The sequence below is a fragment of the Streptomyces sp. NPDC048196 genome (genome assembly GCF_040652715.1).
GTDB lineage: Bacteria > Actinomycetota > Actinomycetes > Streptomycetales > Streptomycetaceae > Streptomyces > Streptomyces siderophoricus.
The window spans coordinates 110630-133057 of record NZ_JBEZMM010000006.1 but is presented as its reverse complement, the minus strand read 5'-3'; the positions used below and the strand labels follow the sequence as shown (position 1 = coordinate 133057).

Genomic DNA, 22428 nt, shown 5'->3' with positions numbered 1-22428 from the left:
CCTCCAGTACGCACGCCTCCAGTATGGGCGCGGGAGTCAGGGCTTTCCTGCTGTGGCGAGCGGCCGGATCTCCTCGGTACGGCCCGTCTCCCCGTGGCCGCCCTCCGTGTGTGCCCCGGCGTTCTCGGTACGGTTCCCGGCGTTCTGGGTACGGTCCCCGCCGTTCTCCGTACGGGCCCCGCCATTCTCCATATGGGCGCCGTCGTTCTCCGTACGGTTCCCGCCCTTCTCCGTACGGGGCTTGCCGTGACGGCGTAGGAGCAGGTGGAGGACGGCCAGCAGGACGGCGGTGGCCAGCGCGCTGTGCCACAGCAGGGCGTCCAGGCGGTGCGCCGAGAGGTACGCGCCCGCGGCAACGGCCGCCAGGGCGCAGACCGCGCGGTCCACGAGGCTCTCGACCGACAGCAGGGTGGCGCGGGGCGCGCCCGCGGGGACCGCGTCGTTGACCAGCTTCCGCTGGAGGGGGGACGCGAGGCCGGTGACGGCGGCGAACACGCACAACAGCGCGACGGTCGTCCAGGGACCGCCGAGCGTGCTGCCCGCCAGAGCCGCCGCCATCGTGAGGCTGAGCAGCGACACCCATGCCACCGGGGAGAGCCGCGAGGTGAGCCATTGCGGACGGGCCGAGGCCACCGCCTCCGCGACGGTCATGGCGGCCAGCACGGTGCCGTGCGAGCCCTCGCCGATGCCGTGGTCGAGCAGTACCGGCTGGAAGAGATTGACCTGGCAGATACGGGCGAGCGTGAACAGAGCCACCCCCTGCACCATGACCAGGGCGAGCCAGGGCGTGCTACGGACGGCGCGGAGGGCGGCGGCCGCATCGTGGCCCGCGGCGCGCTTGCGGCCCCGGGCGGGGGCGGCCGCGGCCTGGCGGGGCAGCAGTACGGCGCAGACCAGGGAGGCGCCCGCACTGGCCGCGCTCAGGACGTACGGGGCGGAGTGCGCCAGGGTCATCAGCGGGCCGAGCAGCGGCCAGCACAGCACCTTCGCGGCGAGGCCGAGCGCGCGGGCCTGGCCCTCGGCCTTCAGATAGTGGGCGCCCGCGCCCTCGGCCCGCAGGCCCTCGTAGAGGTACGCACTGGCGGCACCGGAGGTGAGGGAGCGGCCGGCGGCGATGAGCAGGAAGTGGACGAGGAAGCCGGTGTAGCTGGGGGCCCAGACCGGGGCGAGGTTGGCCGCGGTCATGACGACCGCGCCGGCCCGCAGGCAGTTGCGGGTGCCGATGCGGTCGGCGATCAGTCCGGTGGGGATCTCGAAGAGGCAGAACGCGGTGTAGTAGATGCTCTGGATGCCGAAGATCTGGCCGTCGGTGAGGCCCGCCTGCCGTTGGTAGGCGTAGAACACCGGCATCCACCAGAGCAGGTTGAACAGGAGCTGGAAGCTGTTGTTCAGGCGGATGATGCGGCGGGCTCGGGGCGGCAGGGGAGCGTCCGTCGTGCCCTTCGTGCGCCTGCCCGCACGACTGAGGACCCGGGGGCCGGGGAGGTGGCGGCTCATCGGGCGGCGTAGGGGCGGATCTGGACCAGGTGGAAGTCGCCCTGATCGGTCATCAGCCATTCGATGTCCAGCGGCCGGTCCACGTCCGCGTCCACGTCCGCCTCCCCGTCCGCGTCCGCATCTGCGTCCGCGTTCGGATTGGCGTCCATATACGCGTTCAGGTCCGCGTCCGGGTTGTCGGTGGGGTTTGTGCCACTGTTGTCGGTGGGGATTGTGCCGCTGAAGTGGGACTGCAGCAGCCGGCCGGTGAGGGCGAGGTCCGCCAGTCGTTCGCGGGTGGCGGCCGGCAGGTCCTCGGCGGACGAGCCCAGCGCGACGGTGCGGCCGCCGCCTTCGACCGTGTTGTACAGGTACTGCAGCGGCAGCGCGGTGCCGTCGACGACGTTCTCCGGGGAGCCGGACGAGCAGTTGAGGTACACGTTGCGGAAGTCCGCGCGCCGGGTCGGGTTGCAGGTCACCAGTACGCCGCCGAGGTCCGCGGGCTGGTAGCGCTGAATGATCACGCCCATGTAGGTGTCGTCGGGAGAGATGCCCGCCTGGTGGCGCAGCCGGACGCTGCGCGGCGACAGCAGGGACGCCCACACCCGGCGTACCGCGGCGAGGAGTTCGTCCGCACCGTGCACCGCCGTGACCGAGTCGTACACCCCCGCCGCCGAGAATCCGGGCAGGTCCTCGGCGTTGGAGGACGAACGCACCACGAGCCGGCCGGGGGTACCGGACGGGCCGGAGGGCAGCGCGTGAGCGGCGGCCGTGATGGCACGGGCCACGTCGTCGGGCATGGGGGCGGCGTGCTGGACGAGGTGCTGCAGCCGCCGGCAGAGCGGGTCGATCGTGTCGACGGTCTCGCGCTCCAGGGCGGCCTTCAGGTCGCTGATGCCCTGCTGTATGGCAGGGGAGGAGGTGAGAAAGCGGTGCTGCAGGGCGAACGGGAGGGCCATGCCGTCGGGAGCGGTGACCGTGGCGCGGACGAAGTCCCGTGCTGCGGCGCGGAGTTGGGCGCCCCGCGCACCCTCCGAAAGGCCAGGAAGGTCAGGAAGCTCGGAAACAGGAGGAAGTGCAGGAAGGTCCGAGAGGCCCAGGCGGGCGGTGAGACGCGCGGTGAGGTGGGCGTAGAGGTCGGCCCGCGGTGGCCTGGGGCGGCCGTAGTACGCGGTCAGATCGATGGTGTGGTCGGGCCCTTGGCCGGCGTGATCGGGCTTACCGGCCGGAATGTGCGCGCCGCCGGCCGCCAGGACGTGGTGCAGCTCCCCGAGGTTGGCCGCCTTGGTGCCGTAGCGGTTCCGGTCGGTGCGGCGCAGTTGGTGCAGGGGCAGCGCGGGTATGTCGGCGTGCAGCAGCGGGGGTTCCAGCCGGATCCGGGGCGCCGGACGCCGGTCGGTCGCGCCCGGTGCCGACGCCTGGGTGAGCGCCGCGGACGTCTGGGCAAGCGTCGGGGAGAGTGCCGAGCCCGGCGCCTGGAGGAGCGGCGCCGGCGCCTGAGGGAGCCGTACGAGGGTGATGTCGTCGTCCTGCACCTCGTAGCGGACCCATGCGCCCGCGAGTTCCTCCGCCTCGATGAGCTGGTCCAGGTCGCGGATGATGGCGTTGGGGATGCCCCAGCCGGACGCGAGGACGTTGGTGTGCGAGAGCGGGGTGGTGGGCGCGGTGTTGATGAAGCCGGCGACCCTCGGTACGTCGTCGGGCAGGCACGGCATGGCGACGATGTCGGACCCGCCGAGCGGGCCGGCACCGGCCGCGTACTCCTCGTACTCCCGGGCGGTACGGAAGTGGCGCAGTTGGCCGACGGCCTCGCCGGGGTTGAGCGGTGTGCGGGTGCGGCTGCCGAACAGCTGGTGGCTGAGGATCCGCGGCACCCGGACGTCACTGATCGCGGCGAGGGCGTGTTCCTGACCGTGGTTCGCGGGCTTCAGCAGCAGCGGCAGCCGGCTGTCGAGCCGGTGGCGCACGAACGTGTAGAACTCCTCCAGCATCGGGCCGCTCATGGTGTCGGCCTCGGTGGTCTCCAGCACGAGGAAGGGGCGTGCGCGGCGGCCGGTGGGCACGTGGTTGCCCGCGTTCGCCGCGGCGCCCGGCCTTCCCGCACCCATGTCGGTGTGCAGGGAGAGCACGCCCAACAGGAACCTGCGCTCGGGGGCGGCGTAGACCGAGGCGTTGAACGCGTCCAGGCAGGCGTCGAGTTCCGCCAGCTCCATGCCCAGGACGCGAGTGGCGATGTAGTCGACGTGGAAGGGGTGCACGGCGGCGTCCAGGAGGTGCCAGGTGTTCTCGACGCGGTCGACGACGACCTTCACGTAGGGGTGGCCGGCCAGGGTGCCGCAGAGGGTGTGGAAGAGCGGGAGGGCCAGGTGCGCGCCGATGGTCGTACGGTCGCCGATGGCCGGACGGTCGCCGGCGGTCGTGTGGTCCTGGGCGGTGGTCATGGTGAGGGTCATGAGCGCGCCTCCGCGGTCTTCGTCGTGCACTGGGTGTCCGTCCCGGCCTTCTCCGTGTCCTCGTGCTCGTCGTGGCTCTCCTCCTGGGGGAGCACCGACGGCAACGCGTCCACCAGAGTCCGGAAGTCGCGGATCACGGTTTCGGGGTCGGTGGCGGACAACAGGCACAGCGCCGCCATCGTGTTGGCGCCCGCGGCCGGGTCGTACACCGGGACCGGGGAGCCGTCCGGGAGCGAGTTCTCGGCCACTACGGACAGCCGGCTGCCGGCGCTGAGCGGCACCGCGTCCCGTACGGTCGGGAAGTCCCACCGCCGCCGGTCCGGCCAGGCGTCACCGGCACCGTCCACGGCCAGTACGACGAGGGAGCCGGCCGCGCCGCGCGCCTCCTGCGGGGTGAGGGCCCGGGCGGGCCAGGACACCGGGCGGCCCAGCAGATGGTCGACGAGCATGCCGATGAGGTCCAGGCCGAAGACCTCCTCGATCTGCGGCACGGTCATCGCCCCGCCGAACCGGGCGGCGGTCTCGATGACCCACATCCGGCCGTCGGCACCGAGCTTGATCTCGGTGTGCGTACCGCAGTTCTCCAGCCCCAGCGCGTCTACGGCCTCGCGGGCGAGGGCCACGACGCGCCGCTGGGCGTCGGCCGGCAGCGCGGCCGGGGTGATGCCGGCGCGTTCGGTGAACGGTTCCACCGTCGGCATCCGGCCACTGAGGCAGACCGGCCGGAACACGCCGTCGACGACGACGCCTTCGACGCTGACGTAGTCTCCCCAGCCCGCCTGGTCGAACCAGCCGTCCGCGGTGCCCGGCACGATCTCCTCGACCAGGAAGTCGGCCCCGGCGTCGGCCACGTGCAGCTCCGCGTAGCCCAGTTCGGCGGATTCGGCCATCACCTCGCGGGCCCGCTGCCAGGCAGCCGGGACCTCGTCGGTGGAACGGATGATCCGGTGCGCGGTGGAGCCGGCGCTCCAGGCGGCCTTCAGCAGCACGGGGAGGCGGAGCGCGGCAGCCGCGTCCTGCAGCTCCCGCTCGTCGGCCACCGGGCGGAACCGCGGCTGGGCGATGCCCTGCCGCTCCCAGACCCGGCGCATCAGCCGCTTGTCACGGGCGAGCGCACAGGAGGCGCCGGCGCCGGCCAGGCCGAGCTTCTCGCAGGCCTCGGCGACCGCGACGACGGCGTACTCGGAGAAGGTGATGACCGCGTCCGCGCCCACGGCCTGGGCCCGGGAGACGATCAGGGACACCAGGTCGCCCCGCTCGGGCCCGGTGGCGGTCCGTACGGACGCGCACCGGCGCTCGGCGGAGGCGGCGACGGTGGGCGGAAGCGTGCTGAGTGCCAGCAGGTGCACTGCCGACCGAGCGGCGACCCGTGACAGGGCATACCCCAAGGGCGGTCCGCCCTTGGCATACACGAACAGCACCGTGCTCACTGAAATCCGACTCCTTCACAGGCGGGGAGGGCCGTGGGAACGGCCGTTGTCGTCGCGGCGGCCGACTGCCTCGCCGCGGTACTTCCAGAGAACCAGCCGGACGGTGCCCAATCTGCTCTCACGGGCGCCGAACCCTCAGGCAAACGCCAGAGTTGTGGAGTTCGCCGAGCGGCTGTGAAGGTTCTGTGATGCCGTATGGGATTCCGCGCCACCAGATCGGCCGAGAACCGGGCATACGGCGTGGTGGCGGGGGATACGCATGCCAGGGGCGAGCCGGCCCGGGACGCCAGGTGGCCGAACGCCCCGCCATCTCTCCGTCTCTTCGTCACAGAGAGGCCGTCGTGGACGAGACCGGTCTGAAGTCGCTGCTCCAACACCTCCCGGTGTCCTGGTGGGAGGCCGACCGCGAGTTACGGGTGATCGACAGCGGAGGAGGAGCCTTCGACGACACCCGCACCGCCCAGCGCTTCCTCGACACCGTCACGGACCAGTGGCAGGCCCTCGACCAGCCGCGGGCGAGCCATCGGGCGCAGTCCACCGGCCAAGGGCGGGCCGGCGAACCGGCACAGGTGACTGACGCCTCACGGGCCGCGGACACCTCACGTGTCACAGACACCTCACGGGCCGGCGACGGATGGTGGACCGGTGACCGTTGGCGGACCGGTCACCACTGGCGAGCCCGGTTCGACGGTCGGCTCTTCGACGTGAACTGGCCACTCGACCCACCCCGACAGGACCGCCTCCGCGGCATCGCGGTCGAGGTAACCCCGGAACCGGCCACGGAACCGGCAACAGAACAGGCCCCGGAACCGTCCCCGGAATCGGCGTCAGCCCCCGGCCCGGAGCCGACCCCGCCCCCGGCGGCCGCCCCTGCTTCCCCGCCCGCCACCACCACCCGCCGCTACGACGCCTTCGCCGACCTCGCGCCCGCCGCGGCCTTCATCCGTGACCCCAACGGGCTTTACGTATGGGCCAACCACGCCTACGCGCACCTCTACGGAACCACCCCCGAGCACGTCATCGGCAAGGACGTACGCCAGGTCGACGCCCCGGCCGACGCCGACCGGGTGCTCGCCCTGGACCAAGAGGTGCTGGCCCGCGGCAAACCGGTGCGGCACACCCTCACCTACCACCGCGCGGACGGCACCACCGGCCACGCGGCCGGCCACCGTTTCCCCGTACGCGAGGGCACCCAGACCTGTGTGGCCGGTATCTACATCGACATCAGCGACCACACCCGCGCCCTCCACCAGCGCCAGCAGGCCGAGGAGAACCTGTACGCGCTGCGCGACCACAGCGGTCTGCCGTGCGCCCTGATCTCCGCCGGGGGAAGGATCCTCCAGGCCAGCGCGGCAGCCGCAGAACTCCTGCAGACCCGGCTCTCCGACCTCGTGGGCCGCCGGGCCCACACCCTGCTCGCACCCGCCCCGGACCTACCCGCACTCCGGCGGAGCTGGCACGCCCTGATAGCCCGCCGCAGCCGGCGCATCGAGACCTCCACCGTCCTCGTCGACGGCCGCGGTCGCCAGCGCCGCGCCCAACTGCACCTGACCACCGTGGGTCGCGGCCCGTCCCGCGCGGCCAGTGTCTGGGCAGTGATCACCCACCAGAGCCTGGCCCACGAACCCCATCCGCCGCTGACGGCCAGCCAGGTACGCATCCTGTCCCTCCTGGCCGCGGGCCGCAGCAACGCCGAGATCGCCACCTCCCTCCACCTCTCCCGCCAAACCGTCGACTACCACCTCAGCCGCCTGCGCGACCTCCTCAACGCCCCCACCCGATGCGCCCTGGTCGCCCGCGCCTACGTCCTCGGCATCCTCGCCCCCCAGTCCTGGCCGCCCCGTTCGGCAACGGCAGGCCATCCACAGAGCGCCACGTGAGGGTCGGGGGCGCGGAAACACGGCCTGCAACCGCGCTGCCACGCCCCTCACCCCCGCCGTGATCCTCGCCCCGCCATGCCCCTCACTCCCCGCCGTGATCCTCACCACTGCCGTGATGCTCACCGCTGCGCTCCCGGCCCCGGACCGGCATCATGATCCAACTCCCACGGAATTCCGCGGCACTTGACCAGGACAGGATGGGGCACTCCATGGCAGCAGATCAGCACCCGACCGGCTTTGACCGCGACGCCTTCACCCACGACGGAGTCACCCGCGAGGTCCTGCGTCGCGGTACCGGCCCCGCGGTGATCGTGATGGCGGAAATTCCAGGGATCACGCCCAAGGTGCTGCACTTCGCGGAACGGGTGGCCGCCATCGGCTGCACCGCCGTCCTCCCGGTGCTCTTCGGCACGCCCGGCCGCCCCGCCGACTTCGCGGCCGGCCGTCGGCTCAAGTCCGCCTCGTATCTGGCCTCTTCCCTCGGGAAGGTGTGTGTGAGCCGCGAATTCACCACGCTGGCCACCGGGAAGTCCTCCCCCGTGGTGACCTGGCTACGGGCGCTGGCCGCCCATGAGCACCAGCGCTGCGGCGGCCCCGGCGTCGGCGCCGTCGGCATGTGCCTCACCGGCGGCTTCGCCCTGGCCATGGCCGTCGACGAGCGCCTCGTGGCCCCCGTCCTGTCCCAGCCCTCGCTGCCCTTGCCCGTCACCAGGAGTCGCGCCGCCGGCATCGACATCTCCCGCGAGGACCTCGCCGCCGTCCGCACCCGCTGCGAACGCGACGGCCTTCAGGTCATGGGGCTGCGCTTCCGCACGGACCGCTTGGTGCCGGGCGACCGGTTCGCCTTCCTCCGCCGCGAACTCGGCGACGCGTTCCTCGCGGTCGAACTCGACGACGACGCCGCGAACCCCGACGCCGTGCTGCGGCCGCACTCCGTACTCACCGAGCACCTCATCGACGAACCGGGCCAGCCGACCCGCGCAGCACTGGACGGCGTGCTCGACCTGTTCCGCAACCGGTTGCTGGAGGGGCACGACGCCACCCCCGCCGCCACCGCGGAAACGCCGGCCGGTTAGGAACGGTGGACTGGCCTTGCCGACGGGTGAACGCGCCCTGTCGACCGATTAACCCACCCTGTCGGCCCGGGAGTTGACCCGGGCCGACAGGCGTGGTGACGAACCTACGGACGGACGTAGGGCCGGGTCATGATCTCCATGTTGTGGCCGTCAGGGTCGACGAAGTACGCGCCGCGGCCGCCGAAGAGGTGGTTTATCCGGCCGGGTTCGGTGTGGTGGGGGTCGGCGAAGTAGGTGACGCCGAGCGTTTCGAGACGGTCGATCATGGCGTCGAACTGCGCGTCCGGTACGAGGAAGGCGTAGTGCTGCGACTGGATCGGTTCGTCGCGCTTCTCGAAGTAGTCGAGCGTGACGCCGTTGCCGAGGTCGACGGGCACGAAGGGGCCGAACGGCGCGCTGACCTTGAGGCCCAGGATCGCGGCGAGGAACTCGGCGGACAGTTGGCGGTCACTGGCGTAGACGGCGGTGTGGTTGAGCTGGGCGACGGTGGTCGGCAGCTCGGAGGTGTCGGGCTGCTGGTTCGGGTCGTACGGCACGGTGTGGTGTGTCTCCGGGTCTTGGGAAGTGCTGGGAAAGCGGCGCCACGTGGGGGCGCCGCGAGCGAGAAGACGCGGAGAGGGGGCGGGGCTCTTGCCCGCCTCGGGCTCACGCCGAGGCCGGGAGCCTCACTGTGGAATGGCCCATGGCCGACCCGGCAGTCACCCGGCTGACCTTAGTGATCATCGGCGGCTGGAGCAACGTGGTTTTCGGTCCCCGCGGGGTGGTGATCCGTCCGGCCGGGGGAGGTGGCTCGTACCGGGTGCCCCTGGGGCCGGGAGCGCGACCGGAGCGGATCGGGTGAATCGCCTCACAATGCCACGCACTTACGCCGCATAGCGGGACATTTCGCTCACTGGGCGGTCATGGGGGCGATGGCCGGATGCCGTTCAGGTGGGACCGCTTGAATGATCAAAAAGACGAGGGGTTAGCATATGAGCACCGCCTAGCTCGAAAGATAAGCCTGTGACTGTCAACGACGACTCGTTCACCAATTGGAAGACCCGCGAGGAGATCGCGGAGTCGATGATCCCGATCATCGGGAAGCTGCACCGGGAGCGGGACGTGACGGTCCTGCTTCACAGCCGCTCCTTGGTGAACAAGTCGGTGGTCAGCATCCTCAAGACCCACCGATTCGCCCGGCAGATCGCCGGGGCGGAACTCTCGGTCACCGAGACGCTGCCGTTCCTGCAGGCTCTCACCACGCTCGATCTCGGCCCGTCGCAGATCGACATCGCCCTGCTCGCCGAGTCGTACCGGACCGACGACCGCGGTCTCTCGGTGGAGGAGTTCACCGCCGAGGCCGTCGCCGGTGCCACGGGTGCCAACAAGATCGAGCGCGGCGATGGCCGCGACGTCGTGCTCTACGGCTTCGGCCGCATCGGCCGCCTCGTCGCCCGCCTGCTCATCGAGAAGGCCGGCTCGGGCAACGGCCTGCGGCTGCGTGCCATCGTCGTCCGTGGGGGCGGCGAGCAGGACCTCGTGAAGCGGGCCTCGCTGCTGCGCCGTGACTCCATCCACGGCCAGTTCCAGGGCACGATCACCGTCGACGAGGCGAACAGCACGATCATCGCCAACGGCAACGCGATCAAGGTGATCTACGCCAACGACCCCTCCGAGGTCGACTACACGGCGCACGGCATCAAGGACGCCATCCTCATCGACAACACCGGCAAGTGGCGCGACCGCGAGGGCCTGTCGAAGCACCTGCGCCCCGGTGTCGAGAAGGTCGTGCTGACCGCCCCGGGCAAGGGCGACGTCCCGAACATCGTGCACGGCGTCAACCACGACACGATCAAGCCGGACGAGCAGATCCTGTCCTGCGCGTCCTGCACCACCAACGCGATCGTGCCGCCGCTGAAGGCGATGGACGACGAGTACGGTGTGCTGCGCGGTCACGTGGAGACCGTCCACTCGTTCACCAACGACCAGAACCTGCTGGACAACTACCACAAGGCCGACCGCCGCGGCCGCTCCGCGCCGCTGAACATGGTCATCACCGAGACCGGCGCCGCCTCCGCCGTCGCCAAGGCGCTGCCCGACCTCAAGGCGCCGATCACCGGCAGCTCGATCCGTGTGCCGGTGCCGGACGTCTCGATCGCGATCCTCAGCCTGCGGCTCGGGCGCGAGACCAACCGCGAGGAGGTCCTCGACTACCTCCGCGACGTCTCCCTGCACTCGCCGCTGAAGCGCCAGATCGACTTCACCACCGCCCCCGACGCCGTCTCCATGGACTTCGTCGGCTCGCGCCACGCCTCGATCGTGGACGCCGGCGCCACCAAGGTCGACGGCGACAACGCGATCCTCTACCTCTGGTACGACAACGAATTCGGCTACTCGTGCCAGGTCATCCGCGTCGTCCAGCACGTCTCCGGGGTGGAGTACCCGACCTACCCGGCGCCGCCGGCGGTCTGATCCCGGCGGACCGCCCGGTCGCACCTCTCCGATCTCTCTGATCCGGCCTGTCTTTCGGTCTTCCGGAAGGCAGGCCGGAGGTGTTCGGGCGGGGCGAGTGAGTCGCGGAGTATGCCCCGGCTCCGCAGGCGGCATGAGCGATCATGGGTGGGACATACAGACGTCGAGGGGACCGACAGTGACGAATCCGGGGCGGGGCGCGGCGGCGGATGGCCGGAGCGAGCACGGGGGAGCGGAAGCCAAGGGCAGGCGGCGCATCCCGCTCCTCCTGGCGGTGGCGTGCCTGGCCTACGCGGTAGACCTGTTCAGCAAGCTGGCCGTGGTGGCGAAGCTGGAACACCACGACCCGGTGAACGTGATGGGTACCTGGCTGCAGCTGCGGGTGATACGCAATTCCGGTGCGGCGTTCGGCATGGGCGCAGCCAGTACCGTCGTGTTCACGGTGATTGCCGCGGCCGTCGCGCTGGTGATCGTTCGTCTGGCGCGCCGTCTCTACAGCGTCCCGTGGGCGATCGCCCTGGGCCTCCTGCTGGGCGGTGCACTGGGAAATCTGACGGACCGTCTCTTCCGCACTCCCGGCCAACTCCAGGGCGCGGTGGTCGACTTCATCTCCGTCCGCGGTTTCAGTGTGATGAACCTCGCCGACTGGGCGATCGTCTGCGGGGGCGTCCTGATCGTGTTCTTCGCCTTCCGGGGGTGGGAGCTGGGCGAACCCCGCGAAGAGGCGACCGACACGGGCCCCTCCGCCCCCGCCCAGGCCTGATCCGGCCGCCCGGCGCCGTTCGGCTTCACGAGGCCCTCGCGCACCCTTGGTAGTGGACCCCTTGCGTCGGGTCACCGTCTGGGCCGCCGGGCCCGCCTCTGCGCACACTGGAGGCATGGGCCGGTCGACCGTGCGCGAGGAGACGGCGGAGCGCGACGACCTGCTGGCGGCAGCCGTCGTCAAGGCCGTTCAGGGGGCGGGCGCCTACGCCGGAAGCGTCTTCCTGCGCTCCCGCGACCGCCGCTCCCTGGTGCTCGCCGCGACCTGCGGCGTGCCGCCGTCCCTGCTGGGCGGTTGGGGCCTCGTTCCGGTGAGCAGCCCGATACCGGTCGCGGTCGCGTACGGCACCGGGCGCACCATCCATCTGGCCGACGCCGACGAGACCATGCGCCGCTTCCCCCAGCTCGCGGTGGCCCTGCCGTACGCCTTCGGCTCCTGCTCCGTACCGGTGGGCGCGGGCGGGGAGGCCTTCGGCGCGCTCGCGGTCGTATGGGCCGCGCCGCCCGGCAGCGACGGGCTGACCAGGACCCAGCGGCGCCATCTGCGGGCCGTCGCCAACCGCCTCGGCGCGTCCCTGGCGGCCTTGCGTGACCGCACCGGCGACTCCCTGGAGGGCGATGCGGGCACGGCCCCGGTCGAGACCCCGGCCCCCTCCGCCCCGGCCGTCCGGGCCGGCCTGTTCGACTGGGACCTGGCCGCGGGCACCCTCACCGCGGACGGCGATTTCTGCGCGATCTTCGGCCTCGACCCCGAAGCCTTCGACGCGCGGGCGGACACCCTGGCCTCCCGTCTCCATCCCGGTGACCGTGCCGCGTTCCGTGCCGCGGCCCGTACGGCGGCTGCCGAGGGGAGGGTCGTGTCCCGGACCCTGCGGGTACGTGAGGGCGCGGGCGCCGGGCCGGGCGGTGGCGCGGAAGGCGGCGGTGAGGGGCACGGCAGCAGCGAGGGGTACCGCACCGTGGTGCTCTGGGGCCGGGTCCCCGATCTGCCGGACGACCGGGCGCGCACCCATCTCGTCGGAGTGGTCGTCGACGCACGGGCCGGCCGCGCGGCGGCCGCGGCGGTCGAGCGCCTGCGGGACGGACTGTTCTCCCTCACCCCCGACGGCCGGGTCAGCTACGCCAACCGCAGTCTGGAGCAGTTGCTGGACGTCAGCGACGAGGAGGTGGTCGGGCACTGCCTGTGGGACGCCCTGCCGTGGCTGTCCGACCCCGCGATCGAGTACCAGCACCGGTCCGCGATGGTCTCGCAGACGCCGACGTCCTTCCTCGTCTGCCGCCCGCCCGACCAGTGGCTCGCCTTCTCCCTCCACCCCGACCCGAGCGGCGTCACCGGCCGGGTGGTCCCCACCGGCCGCCCGGACGCCGCCCCGGAACCCGCCGGGCCGCCCACCGTGACCGCACCGCCACAGCCGGCCGCATCGCCGACCGCCCCGGCCCCCTCCACCACCGTGGCCGCCGCACCGGCCCGGCTGGGCGTCATGTACCACGTCCTGCAACTGGGCAGTGCGCTGACCGAGGCGGTCACCACCCACCAGGTCTGCGAAGTCGTCGCCGAGCAGCTCCTTCCGGCGTTCGGCGGCCAGCAACTCGCCCTCTACGCGGTCCGTGACGGCACGATGCAGCTGATCTTCCACACCGGCCACCACGAGGGCTTCCTCGACTGGCTGGACGGCATGCCGCTGCACGCGCCGCTGCCCGGCACCGAAACCCTGACCTCCGGCGTCCCGCTCTTCATCGAGTCACAGCAGAGCCTCTCCCAGGGGTACCCCGGTATCCCGGTCGGCGGCGTGAACTCCTGGGCGTACCTCCCGCTGATCGCCTCCGGCCGCCCCGCCGGCACCTGTGTCCTCGGCTTCGACGAGATCCATCACTTCACGGCCAAGGACCGCAGCGTGCTCACCGCGCTCGCCGGCCTGATCGCCCAGGCCCTGGAACGCGCACGGCTCTACGACTCCGAATTCGCCCTCGCCCGCGGCCTCCAACAGGCCCTGCTGCCGCACCGGCTCCCGGCCCTCCCCGACCTGCGGACCACGGCCCGCTACCTCCCCTGCACCAGCGGCATGGACATCGGCGGTGACTGGTACGACGTCATCCCGGCCACCGACGGCGTGTCCCTGGTCATCGGGGACGTCGAGGGACACAGCATCGCGGCGGCCGCCACCATGGCCCAACTCCGCAGCGCGGTACGGGCGTTCGTCGCGGTGGGGCACGCCCCCGGCGACGTCCTGGCGGGCGCCAACCGCACCCTCATCGACCTCGGCACCGGCCTCCTCGCCAGCTGCTGCTACCTCCACCTCGACCCCGCCGGCCACCGCGTCCGGGCCGTTCGCGCGGGTCACCCGCCGCCCCTGCTCCGCCACCCTGATGGACACACCGACGTACTGGACCTGGAGACCGGCCCCCTCCTCGGCGTGGACCACTCCAGCGACTATCCGCAAACCCCCGTCGACCTGCCACCCGGCTCCGCGCTCGCCCTCTACACCGACGGCCTCGTCGAAGAGCGCGGTACCCCCATCGACGTGGGCATCGACCACCTCCGCGCCTCGATGGCCCACGCCCGCGCCGACTCCCTCGACGAACTCGCCGACCGCCTCCTCCACCACGCCCAGCGCTCCTCCTACCGCGCCGACGACATCGCCCTCCTGCTCACCGAATACCGGCCGGCCGCGACGGGCCGATAGCCACGGAGGGGGGTTAGGCTGGTCGGGCAGCTGGTTCGCCCTGTCCGCCAGGCAGGTGCGTCGTAAGAGGGAACCCGGTGGGATTCCGGGACTGCCCCGCAGCGGTGAGTGGGAACGAGCGCCGTCATACGCACTGGACCCGGACGGGTCTGGGAAGCGACGGCCAGTAGGTGTCCGCCCTTCGACGGGTGGATGTGCCCGCGAGTCCGAAGACCTGCCCGTTGCCCGCGCGTGAGGGATCACGTGCGGACATCCCGGTGACCTTCGAGGGCGGGTCGGCGTACAGACCGGGCAGTGGCCTGCCGTTGCTGAACTCTTCGGCCGTTCCGTCCGGTTCGTTCGTCCTTCGCGCCTCCGTTCCGTCTCCGGGATCCGTAGGAGACAAGCTCGCGAAGGAGAGTTTCTTGTGACCGTGACAGCGACAGGGGCCGGGAAGTCCGCGGCCGCGACCGTACGGGCCACCGTGTACGGCTACCCCCGGCAGGGCCCGCGACGGGAGCTGAAGAAGGCCGTAGAGGGATACTGGAAGGGCCGGGTCACCGCCGACGCCCTCCGGCGGACCGCCGCCGAGCTCCGCAGCGCCAACTGGCGGCAGCTGGCCGACACCGGCATCGACGAGGTCCCGACCGGCGACTTCTCGTACTACGACCATGTCCTGGACACCACCGTCATGGTGGGTGCGATCCCCGGACGCCACCGGGACGCCGTCGCCGCCGACCCGCTCGACGGCTACTTCGCCATGGCCCGCGGCACCCAGGACGTCGCGCCACTGGAGATGACCAAGTGGTTCGACACCAATTACCACTATCTGGTGCCGGAGTTGGGCCCGGACACGGTGTTCACCACCGACTCGGCCAAGCAGGTCGGTGAGCTGCGCGAAGCGCTCGCACTCGGCCACACCCCGCGCCCCGTCCTCGTCGGCCCCGTCACCTACCTGCTGCTCGCCAAGCCCGCGCCCGGTGTCGCCGCCGGCTTCGAGCCGCTCACCCTCCTGGACCGCCTGCTGCCGGTGTACGCCGAGGTCCTCGCCGACCTGCACGCGGCCGGCGCCGCATGGGTGCAGCTCGACGAGCCGGCCCTCGTCCAGGACCGCACCCCGGCCGAACTGAACGCCGCCGAGCGCGCCTACCGAGAGCTCGGCGCCCTCACCGGCCGGCCGAAGCTGCTGGTCGCCTCGTACTTCGACCGCCTGGGTGAGGCCCTGCCCGTACTGGCCAGGACGCCGGTGGACGGGCTCGCGCTGGACTTCACCGGGGCCGCGGCCGCCCAACTCGACGACCTCGCCGCCGTCGGCGGCCTGCCCGGCAAGCGGCTGGTCGCCGGCGTGGTCAACGGCCGGAACATCTGGATCAACGACCTCGAGAAGTCGCTGTCCACCCTCGGCACCCTCCTCGGACTCGCCGGACATATCGATGTCGCCGCGTCCTGCTCCCTCCTGCACATCCCCCTCGACACCGCCGCCGAACACGACATCGACCCGCAGATCCTGCGCTGGCTGGCCTTCGCCCGTCAGAAGACCATCGAGGTCGTCACCCTGGCCCGTGGTCTCGGCCGCGGCACGGAAACCATCGCCGCCGAACTCGCCGCCAACCGCGCCGACCTGGCCTCCCGTGCCGCTTCGCCGATCACCCGCGTCCCCGCCGTACGTGCCCGGGCCGCGGCCGTCACGGACCGCGACACCCGCCGCTCACAGCCGTACGACCGGCGGGCCGCCGCGCAGCGCGCCCAGCTCTCGCTGCCGCTGCTCCCGACGACCACCATCGGTTCCTTCCCGCAGACCGGCGAACTGCGCACCGCCCGGGCCGACCTGCGGGCCGGCCGCATCGATGCCGTCGCCTACGAGGAACGCATCAAGGCCGAGATCCAGGAAGTGATCTCCTTCCAGGAGAAGGCCGGGCTCGACGTCCTGGTGCACGGCGAGCCCGAACGCAACGACATGGTCCAGTACTTCGCCGAACAGCTCTCCGGCTACCTCGCCACCCGGCACGGCTGGGTCCAGTCCTACGGCACCCGCTACGTCCGCCCGCCGATCCTCGCCGGTGACCTCGCCCGCCCCGAGCCCATGACCGTGCGCTGGACGACCTACGCCCAGTCGCTCACCGGCCGGCCCGTCAAGGGCATGCTCACCGGCCCGGTCACCATGCTCGCCTGGTCCTTCGTCCGCGATGACCAGCCGCTCGCCGACACCGCCCGCCAGGTCGCCCTCGCCCTGCGCGACGAGGTCAACGACCTTGAGGCGGCCGGGACTTCGGTCATCCAGGTCGACGAGCCGGCCCTGCGTGAGACCCTTCCGCTGCGCGCCGACGCCCGCCCGGCGTACCTGGCCTGGGCCACCGAGGCGTTCCGGCTGACCACCGGCGGCGTACGCCCGGACACCCAGATCCACACCCATATGTGCTACGCCGAGTTCGGCGACATCCTCGCCGCCATCGAGGACCTCGACGCCGACGTCATCAGCCTGGAGGCGGCCCGCTCCCACATGCAGATCGCCGGCGAACTCGCCGCGGCCGGCTACTCCCGCGAGGCCGGACCCGGCGTCTACGACATCCACTCGCCCCGCGTCCCCGATGTCGACGAGGCGGCGGCCCTGCTGCGCAAGGGGCTTGCGGCCCTCCCGCCGGAGCGGCTGTGGGTCAATCCGGACTGCGGCCTGAAGACCCGCGGTTGGGCGGAAGTGCGCGCCTCCCTGGAGAACCTGGTCACCGCGGCGCGCACCGTCCGCGCCACGCTTCCGACCAGCTCCTCCTGAGCACCCGGTGAGCGAACCCCACGTCCGGTGCGGCATCGCGACGGTGCCGGACGTGGGGCCCGGCGGCTCATGAGTCGCTGCCGGCGAGGTAGTGCCATGCCTGGATCTTGGCAGGCACCACGGCGTGGTCAGAAGATCCCTTCCTAGGAGCCCTTGGGCAAGGCAGCCCGCAGGCGGGACCCGTTGCTGACGAAAGCGGCTGCGGCGAGGGGGAGGGCGGAGGCGGCCTGGATCAGGGCGAACCACGGCGGACAGATGCCGGGGATCAGGTCGACGCCGACGATCACGAGCGGCATGAGCACCGAGAGGATGCGCACGCGAAGATAGGCTCACCGGGTTCCCCGTGCGGCGAGGACGGTCATCCAGTAGATCACCGCGGCGCTCGCGAGCACTCCGCCCGAGCGGCCCCACAGGAACGAGGTCACCGGATGTCCCGTCATCGCGCGGACGGCGACCGTGATCAGGACGACGGAGCTGAGCGCACCGTAGGCCGCGACGAGCTTCTTCACCGTGCCGAAGTCCCGCCGGGTGCGCGGAGGGTGGAGGTGGTCCGGCGCGGCCGAGGGCCGGCCGGTGGTGCCCAGGCCGTGGGTGCCGGCGGTGTGCGGGCTGGTGTCGTTCGTGCTTCGTGTCGTCGTCATGGCGTCGACGCTACGGAGCGCACGAGGGGCGCGGTATGCGCCTGGACGTACGGGTGAGTGGGGCCAGGCCCACTACCGGGTCGGTCCGGCGGGGATCACGCTGTGCGCAGCGCAGAGTGGAAGCACTGCCGAGGAGAAGCGACAAGGGATGGTCATGCGAAAACTGGGGTGGTGGGTGGCGGGTGCCGGGACGGGGTTCGTCCGGGCGTGTGTGGTGGCGGCCGTCAGCTTGCTGGTGCCGGCCGTGTGGGCCGCCGTCGCGCTGGGGGTCCGGTGGGCGGGGAACCCGTGGGCGTGGACAGCGGTGTTCGTGTGGGCGGGCATCGGCACGTTCGCCGTGTCCCGGCCGCTCTGCCGGGCGGTCCGCCACCTCGTCGCGAAGTGGACCGGCACCGTCATCCCCGCCGGGTACCGGCAGGCCGAGCCGGTGGTGCGGATGTCCACCGGATACTGGTGGAACGGGTTCTCCTACCGGCGCAGCAGCCGGGACGCCCGCCAGGAGCAGCGGTGGCGCCTGTGGTGGAGCGATCCCGCGACCTGGCGCGACCTGCGGTTCATGGTGATCGCGCCGCTCACCATCGGGGTGACCGGGGCCGTCCCGCCGGCCGGAGTCGCGGCGGCCGTCCTCGGCCTCGGCCGCTCGGAGCTCCCGCTGCGCCTGGCCGGGGTGCTCGGCCTGGTCCTGGCCGTCGCGAGCGCCCCGTACGCCTGGCGGACCGTCGAGCCGGTGGCCGTCCGCTTCCTGCGCCCTTCGCCGGCGATGGCGCTGGCGGGCCGGGTGGACGAGCTGACGGCCCAGCGTGCGGACACCACCCTCGCGCAGGCGGCGGAGATCCGCCGGATCGAGCGGGACCTGCACGACGGCGCGCAGGCCCGTCTGGTCTCGCTCGGGCTCTCCCTGGCGACTGCGGAGAAGCTGATGGAGACCGACCCCGACCGGGCCAAGGCGCTGATGCGGGAGGCACGGGCCGGCGCCGCCACGTCACTGACCGAACTGCGCGAACTGGTCCGGGGCATCAACCCGCCGGTGCTCAACGAGCGGGGGCTCGTCGACGCCGTACGCGCCTTGGCCCTGGACAGCCCGCTGGAGGCCGATGTCCACGCCGACCTCCGGCTCCGCCTGGATCCGCCGATCGAGTCCGCCGTCTACTTCGGTATCGCCGAACTGCTGACCAACGCGGTCAAGCACGCCCGTGCGACCCGGGCTCGGATCTCCCTCGCACTGGACGGCACCGAGCTCGTCGTCGAGGTGGCGGACGACGGCCGCGGCGGAGCCGGCGAGCGTGCGGGCGGCGGACTTGCCGGGCTGCGCCGCCGTCTCGCGGTCTTCGACGGCACCCTGGAGATCAGCAGTCCGGCAGGCGGCCCGACCTGCGCGAGAATGGTGCTGCCATGCGAATCGTCGTAGCCGAAGACCTCTACCTCCTGCGTGACGGGATGGTCCGCCTGATCGAGGCGTACGGACACCAGGTGGTGGCGACCGCGGCCACCGGACCCGAGACGCTCGATGCCCTGCTGACATGGCGGCCGGATGTGGCCGTCGTCGATGTCCGCATGCCGCCGACGCAGTCGGACGAGGGCCTGCGGGCGGCTCTGGCCGCCCGCCGCGAACTTCCCGGGCTGCCGGTCCTGATCCTCTCCCAGCACGTGGAACAGCTCTATGCCCGCGAGCTGTTGGCCGACGGCGCCGGCGGTATCGGCTATTTCCTCAAGGAGAGCGTGTTCGACGCCGATCAATTCATCGATGCGCTGGAACGCGTGGCCGGGGGCGGGACGGCGATGGACCCGGCCGTCATCGCCAAACTGCTGTCCAGCGGCTCCTCGAACCGCCGCCTGGAACGGCTCACCGAACGCGAACATTCCGTGCTCGGCCTGATGGCGGAAGGACTGTCCAACCAGGCCATCGGCCGGCGGCTCTTCCTCAGCGACAGCGCCATCAGCAAATACACCACCTCCATGTTCGGCAAACTCGGCATCACCGATGATGACAACAACAACCGCCGCGTCCTCGCGGTCCTGGCCTATCTGAACAAGGCGTGAACGGGAGCATTCAGGTACGGGTATCGGCGCACCCGGGAATTCCACGGCCAATTGGTGACGGAATTCGATCAGGACGGTGCTGCCGAGGTCACGAGGGATCGGTGGGCACGGCGTTCAGCAGGTCGCGGATGACGGGACCGGCCGAGCCGCCGCCAGTCACACCCTGTTCGACGACACAGGCAACGGCGACGTTGCCGCGGTGCGCCGCGAGCCAGCCGTTGTTGGGTTCGTCGTCGGAGACCTCGGCGGTGCCGGTCTTCGCGCCGATGTCGCCGGGCAGACCGGCCAGGACCCGCGCGGTGCCGTCCGTGACGGTGGTGCGCAGCATCGTGCGGAGTTGGGTGACGACCTTGCGGGGCAGCGGTGTGGTGGTCGTCGTGTCCTGGTTCCCGTGGGTGATCGAGGGCTGGTGGAAGCTGCCGGAGACCGCGGTGGCGGTGACCGAGGCCATGATCAGCGGGTTGGCCTGGATCCTGCCCTGCCCGATCATCGAGGCGGCCTGCTCGGTCTCGTCGCGCGGCGCCGGCACCGACCCGTCGTACGAGGCGATGCCCACATGCCACTTCTGGCCGACGCCGAAGTACTTGCCGGCGACGTCGCCCAGTTCCCGGGCGCCGAGCTTGCCGCGCAGGCTGATGAAGGCGGTGTTGCAGGACTCGGTGAAGTCCTTCAGGAAGGTCGCGTTGCGGTGTTCGGAGGTCTCCACGTTGTGGAACTCCTTGCCCACCGTGAGGTACTTGGGGCAGTCGACGACGTCGGAGGGTGCGACGGCGCCCTTGAGCAGCAGGGCGCTGCTGGTGACGATCTTCCACGTGGAGCCGGGCGCATAGGTGCCGGAGACGGCGCGGTTGAAGCCGGACGACGGGGAGTTGGCCATCGCCAGGATCTCGCCGTTGTCGATCCGGAGGGCGACGAGCGAGGCGTTCCTGCCGTGGGCACCGGAGGCGAGGGCCTTCTCCGCGGCGGCCTGCCAGGTGGCGTCGAGCGTCGTCCGGACGGGCCGGCGGGCCGGCCGGTCGGGCTTCTTCGCGAAGGTGGCTTCCGTGCGTTCGACCTTCCCGGTGGCCCGGTCGACGAGCTGGATCGCCCCGCGCGCGCCGCCGTCGTCGTCCGTCCCGGCGTCGAGCTGGTGCAGGACGGTGCCGAGCGAGGGGAACTTGGCCGCCGACAGGGACGCGCCCGTGCGGTCGGTGACGTCCGGGGTGGCTTCGGTGTCCTCGCGTTCGAGGTGGAACTTCTTGGTGCCGCTCAGCCGTGGATGGACGATCGACAGTGACCAGTCCACCTTCCAGCTGCCGTCGGACTGTTCACGGAGCGGAAGCTTCGACCGGTACGTCCAGGTGCCCAGGCCGGCTATGGGCATCGTGGCGGTGAAGGGCACGTCGACGGTGTCGTCCGCGGCCTGGGTGGGCGCCGCCGCGACGGTGAGCGTGGGACGGCGGATGTCGAGGCCGGCGGTGAAATTGCGCAGCACTTCCTGCGCCGTGGCGGGTCTGGTGGTGCGGCCGGCCGCGTTCGGCAGGCGCCCGGCGGCCCAGTCGGCGAGGAACGCCCGCGCCTGGGCCAGGGCCGCGGGCTCGGGGCCGGTGGCGCCCCGGGCGAAGGGGCCGAGCCCGGCCGCGTAGGCCCCGCCCACGACGACCGCGCTCACCACCGCCACCGAGGTCACGGTGCGGACCAGGGGGCGCGGTCTGCGACGGCGAGGGGTGGCGGGGGTGGTGTCGCCGGATCGGGGCATCGGAAAGTCCTTGTCTGGCAGGGAGGTCGGTCGGTCGGGCGGAGCCGGAGGCCGGTCTTCAGAGGTGGAAGAAATCGAGGATCGTGCGGGTCGCGTTCAGCGCCGTGCTGGTGCGTCCGAAGCCCGCCGGCGGCTTGATGCGCGAGCCCGGCCAGCTGTGTCCCGCGTCGTGCATGACCAGGAGTTGGACGGTCGCTCCGGGGGCCGCCAGATGCCACACGGTGCGGTCGTAACCCGTTTCGGCCTTGGTGGTCGAGGGGGCCGATGCGGTGGCCCCGCCCGCGGCCGCGAACGCCGCGGCGCTGTCGTGTGCCGACATGGTCGGGGTGACCGGTTCCTCGCCGGCGGGGGCCGGGGAGGGATGGGGCATTCCGGCGAGCGGGCGTACGGGATCGTCCGCGCCGTAAATCATCATGAGCGGCACCGCTCCGGTGGGCTTGACGGCGGCCTTCCCCGTGGGGAGTTCGCCGGACACCGCGGCCGCTCCCGCCAGCAGTCCGGGGCTCTGGGCCGCCATGCGCAGGGCCATCGAGCCGCCGTTGGAGAACCCGACGACATAGACCCGCTTGGGATCGGCCCGTTCCGTGCGCACCAGTTCGGCGATGAGCGCCTTGGTGAACCGCACGTCGAGGTCCGGATCCGGCCGCCGCGCGGTCGCTTGGGTGCCGGCGCCCCACAGCTTGCCCAGGCCCTCCGGATAGGCGATCAGCATGCCGCGGGCCCTGGCGTCCTCGTCCAGGCGGGTCTGCTCGCGCAGGTACGAGGCGGTGGAGCCGCGGCCGTGGAAGGCGATGACCAGGGGCCGGGGCCGGCCGTCGGGGGCGGTGGGACGGTGCAGTTGGTACTCCCGTGTGCGGCCGTCCACCCGCAGCTGCTGGTGGGAGGTGTCGGCCTTGGGGGCCGGGGAGCCGGTGGACTTGGCCGGTGACTGCGGCCGCTCGGTCGTACCGCATCCGGCGAGGGCCGGTCCGAGCAGCAGGGCGAGGGCGAGGTACCAGGCGCGGGCGGGGCGGCGGCGACGCGGTGTGGGGAAGGCATCCATGCCTTG

General features: G+C 71.8%; 16 protein-coding genes and 1 riboswitch. Of the genes, 8 read left to right on the top strand and 8 right to left on the bottom strand.

Going from position 1 to position 22428, the window contains the following annotated elements; genetic code table 11:
• Nucleotides 1–36: 36 nt before the first annotated feature.
• Genes AB0E02_RS09830 through AB0E02_RS09820 form a run of 3 tightly spaced genes read right to left on the bottom strand, consistent with a single transcriptional unit; the run spans nt 37 to nt 5359 of the window.
• Nucleotides 37–1497, bottom strand: coding sequence for an MFS transporter (locus AB0E02_RS09830; RefSeq protein ID WP_362137478.1), 1461 nt, complete (start codon nt 1495–1497; stop codon nt 37–39).
• On the bottom strand, nt 1494–3917 hold the full coding sequence (locus AB0E02_RS09825; RefSeq protein WP_362137633.1) for a PEP/pyruvate-binding domain-containing protein: 2424 nt from the start codon (nt 3915–3917) through the stop codon (nt 1494–1496). Before AB0E02_RS09825 ends, AB0E02_RS09830 begins: the two co-directional genes overlap by 4 nt.
• 8 nt (nt 3918–3925) lie before the next feature.
• On the bottom strand, nt 3926–5359 hold the full coding sequence (locus AB0E02_RS09820) for an ATP-grasp domain-containing protein (protein WP_362137477.1): 1434 nt from the start codon (nt 5357–5359) through the stop codon (nt 3926–3928).
• A gap of 341 nt (nt 5360–5700) precedes the next feature.
• Here AB0E02_RS09820 and AB0E02_RS09815 point away from each other — a divergent pair, with 341 nt between their 5' ends.
• Complete coding sequence (locus tag AB0E02_RS09815) at nt 5701–7239, top strand: PAS domain S-box protein (protein ID WP_362137476.1); 1539 nt, start codon at nt 5701–5703, stop codon at nt 7237–7239.
• 209 nt (nt 7240–7448) lie between these two features.
• Nucleotides 7449–8315 carry a dienelactone hydrolase family protein gene (locus AB0E02_RS09810; RefSeq protein WP_362137475.1) on the top strand — a complete coding sequence of 289 codons (867 nt, stop codon included), beginning with the start codon at nt 7449–7451 and terminating at the stop codon, nt 8313–8315.
• 104 nt (nt 8316–8419) lie between these two features.
• Here the strand turns inward: AB0E02_RS09810 and AB0E02_RS09805 are convergent, their stop codons facing one another.
• The gene (locus AB0E02_RS09805) at nt 8420–8851 is read right to left on the bottom strand and encodes a VOC family protein (protein WP_362137473.1); all 432 of its coding nucleotides are present in this window, start codon (nt 8849–8851) and stop codon (nt 8420–8422) included.
• Between the two features lie 466 nt (nt 8852–9317).
• On the opposite strand from AB0E02_RS09805, the gene AB0E02_RS09800 reads away from it, so the two are divergent.
• The 4 genes from AB0E02_RS09800 (at nt 9318) to metE (ending at nt 16961) form a co-directional block, all read left to right on the top strand.
• A complete protein-coding gene (locus tag AB0E02_RS09800) occupies nt 9318–10766 on the top strand; it encodes a glyceraldehyde-3-phosphate dehydrogenase (protein ID WP_362137472.1) in 1449 nt (482 codons plus the stop codon).
• 256 nt (nt 10767–11022) lie between these two features.
• Nucleotides 11023–11529 (top strand): signal peptidase II, encoded by a 507-nt coding sequence (gene lspA / locus AB0E02_RS09795; protein WP_362137632.1) that lies wholly within the window; start codon nt 11023–11025, stop codon nt 11527–11529.
• A gap of 115 nt (nt 11530–11644) precedes the next feature.
• A complete protein-coding gene (locus tag AB0E02_RS09790) occupies nt 11645–14212 on the top strand; it encodes a SpoIIE family protein phosphatase (protein ID WP_362137471.1) in 2568 nt (855 codons plus the stop codon).
• Between the two features lie 14 nt (nt 14213–14226).
• A riboswitch (cobalamin riboswitch) is annotated at nt 14227–14449 on the top strand.
• Between the two features lie 175 nt (nt 14450–14624).
• A complete protein-coding gene (metE, locus tag AB0E02_RS09785; RefSeq protein WP_362137470.1) occupies nt 14625–16961 on the top strand; it encodes a 5-methyltetrahydropteroyltriglutamate--homocysteine S-methyltransferase in 2337 nt (778 codons plus the stop codon).
• Nucleotides 16962–17104: 143 nt separating this feature from the next.
• Here metE and AB0E02_RS09780 read toward each other — a convergent pair whose 3' ends face one another.
• Both AB0E02_RS09780 and AB0E02_RS09775 read right to left on the bottom strand, forming a co-directional pair.
• Nucleotides 17105–17278 carry a hypothetical protein gene (locus AB0E02_RS09780; protein WP_362137469.1) on the bottom strand — a complete coding sequence of 58 codons (174 nt, stop codon included), beginning with the start codon at nt 17276–17278 and terminating at the stop codon, nt 17105–17107.
• Nucleotides 17279–17290: 12 nt separating this feature from the next.
• Nucleotides 17291–17602, bottom strand: a complete 312-nt coding sequence (locus AB0E02_RS09775) for a hypothetical protein (RefSeq protein WP_362137468.1) — start codon at nt 17600–17602, stop codon at nt 17291–17293.
• 154 nt (nt 17603–17756) lie between these two features.
• On the opposite strand from AB0E02_RS09775, the gene AB0E02_RS09770 reads away from it, so the two are divergent.
• Nucleotides 17757–19010 carry a histidine kinase gene (locus AB0E02_RS09770; protein WP_362137467.1) on the top strand — a complete coding sequence of 418 codons (1254 nt, stop codon included), beginning with the start codon at nt 17757–17759 and terminating at the stop codon, nt 19008–19010.
• Entirely contained in the window at nt 18995–19642 is a 648-nt protein-coding gene (locus AB0E02_RS09765) for a response regulator transcription factor (protein WP_362137466.1), read from the top strand. Before AB0E02_RS09770 ends, AB0E02_RS09765 begins: the two co-directional genes overlap by 16 nt.
• Nucleotides 19643–19730: 88 nt before the next feature.
• Here the strand turns inward: AB0E02_RS09765 and AB0E02_RS09760 are convergent, their stop codons facing one another.
• Nucleotides 19731–21380 carry a penicillin-binding transpeptidase domain-containing protein gene (locus tag AB0E02_RS09760; RefSeq protein ID WP_362137465.1) on the bottom strand — a complete coding sequence of 550 codons (1650 nt, stop codon included), beginning with the start codon at nt 21378–21380 and terminating at the stop codon, nt 19731–19733.
• A 58-nt stretch (nt 21381–21438) separates the two neighbouring features.
• Entirely contained in the window at nt 21439–22422 is a 984-nt protein-coding gene (locus AB0E02_RS09755) for a PHB depolymerase family esterase (protein WP_362137464.1), read from the bottom strand.
• Nucleotides 22423–22428: the final 6 nt, after the last annotated feature.

What these genes read in the sequence shown, in the direction of transcription:
- AB0E02_RS09760 (WP_362137465.1), bottom strand. Translation starts at nt 21,380, where the DNA reads ATGCCCCGATCCGGCGACACCACCCCCGCCACCCCTCGCCGTCGCAGA.
- AB0E02_RS09825 (WP_362137633.1), bottom strand. Translation starts at nt 3,917, where the DNA reads ATGACCACCGCCCAGGACCACACGACCGCCGGCGACCGTCCGGCCATC.
- AB0E02_RS09765 (WP_362137466.1), top strand. Translation starts at nt 18,995, where the DNA reads ATGCGAATCGTCGTAGCCGAAGACCTCTACCTCCTGCGTGACGGGATG.
- AB0E02_RS09810 (WP_362137475.1), top strand. Translation starts at nt 7,449, where the DNA reads ATGGCAGCAGATCAGCACCCGACCGGCTTTGACCGCGACGCCTTCACC.
- AB0E02_RS09790 (WP_362137471.1), top strand. Translation starts at nt 11,645, where the DNA reads ATGGGCCGGTCGACCGTGCGCGAGGAGACGGCGGAGCGCGACGACCTG.
- AB0E02_RS09775 (WP_362137468.1), bottom strand. Translation starts at nt 17,602, where the DNA reads ATGACGACGACACGAAGCACGAACGACACCAGCCCGCACACCGCCGGC.
- AB0E02_RS09830 (WP_362137478.1), bottom strand. Translation starts at nt 1,497, where the DNA reads ATGAGCCGCCACCTCCCCGGCCCCCGGGTCCTCAGTCGTGCGGGCAGG.
- AB0E02_RS09755 (WP_362137464.1), bottom strand. Translation starts at nt 22,422, where the DNA reads ATGGATGCCTTCCCCACACCGCGTCGCCGCCGCCCCGCCCGCGCCTGG.
- AB0E02_RS09770 (WP_362137467.1), top strand. Translation starts at nt 17,757, where the DNA reads ATGCGAAAACTGGGGTGGTGGGTGGCGGGTGCCGGGACGGGGTTCGTC.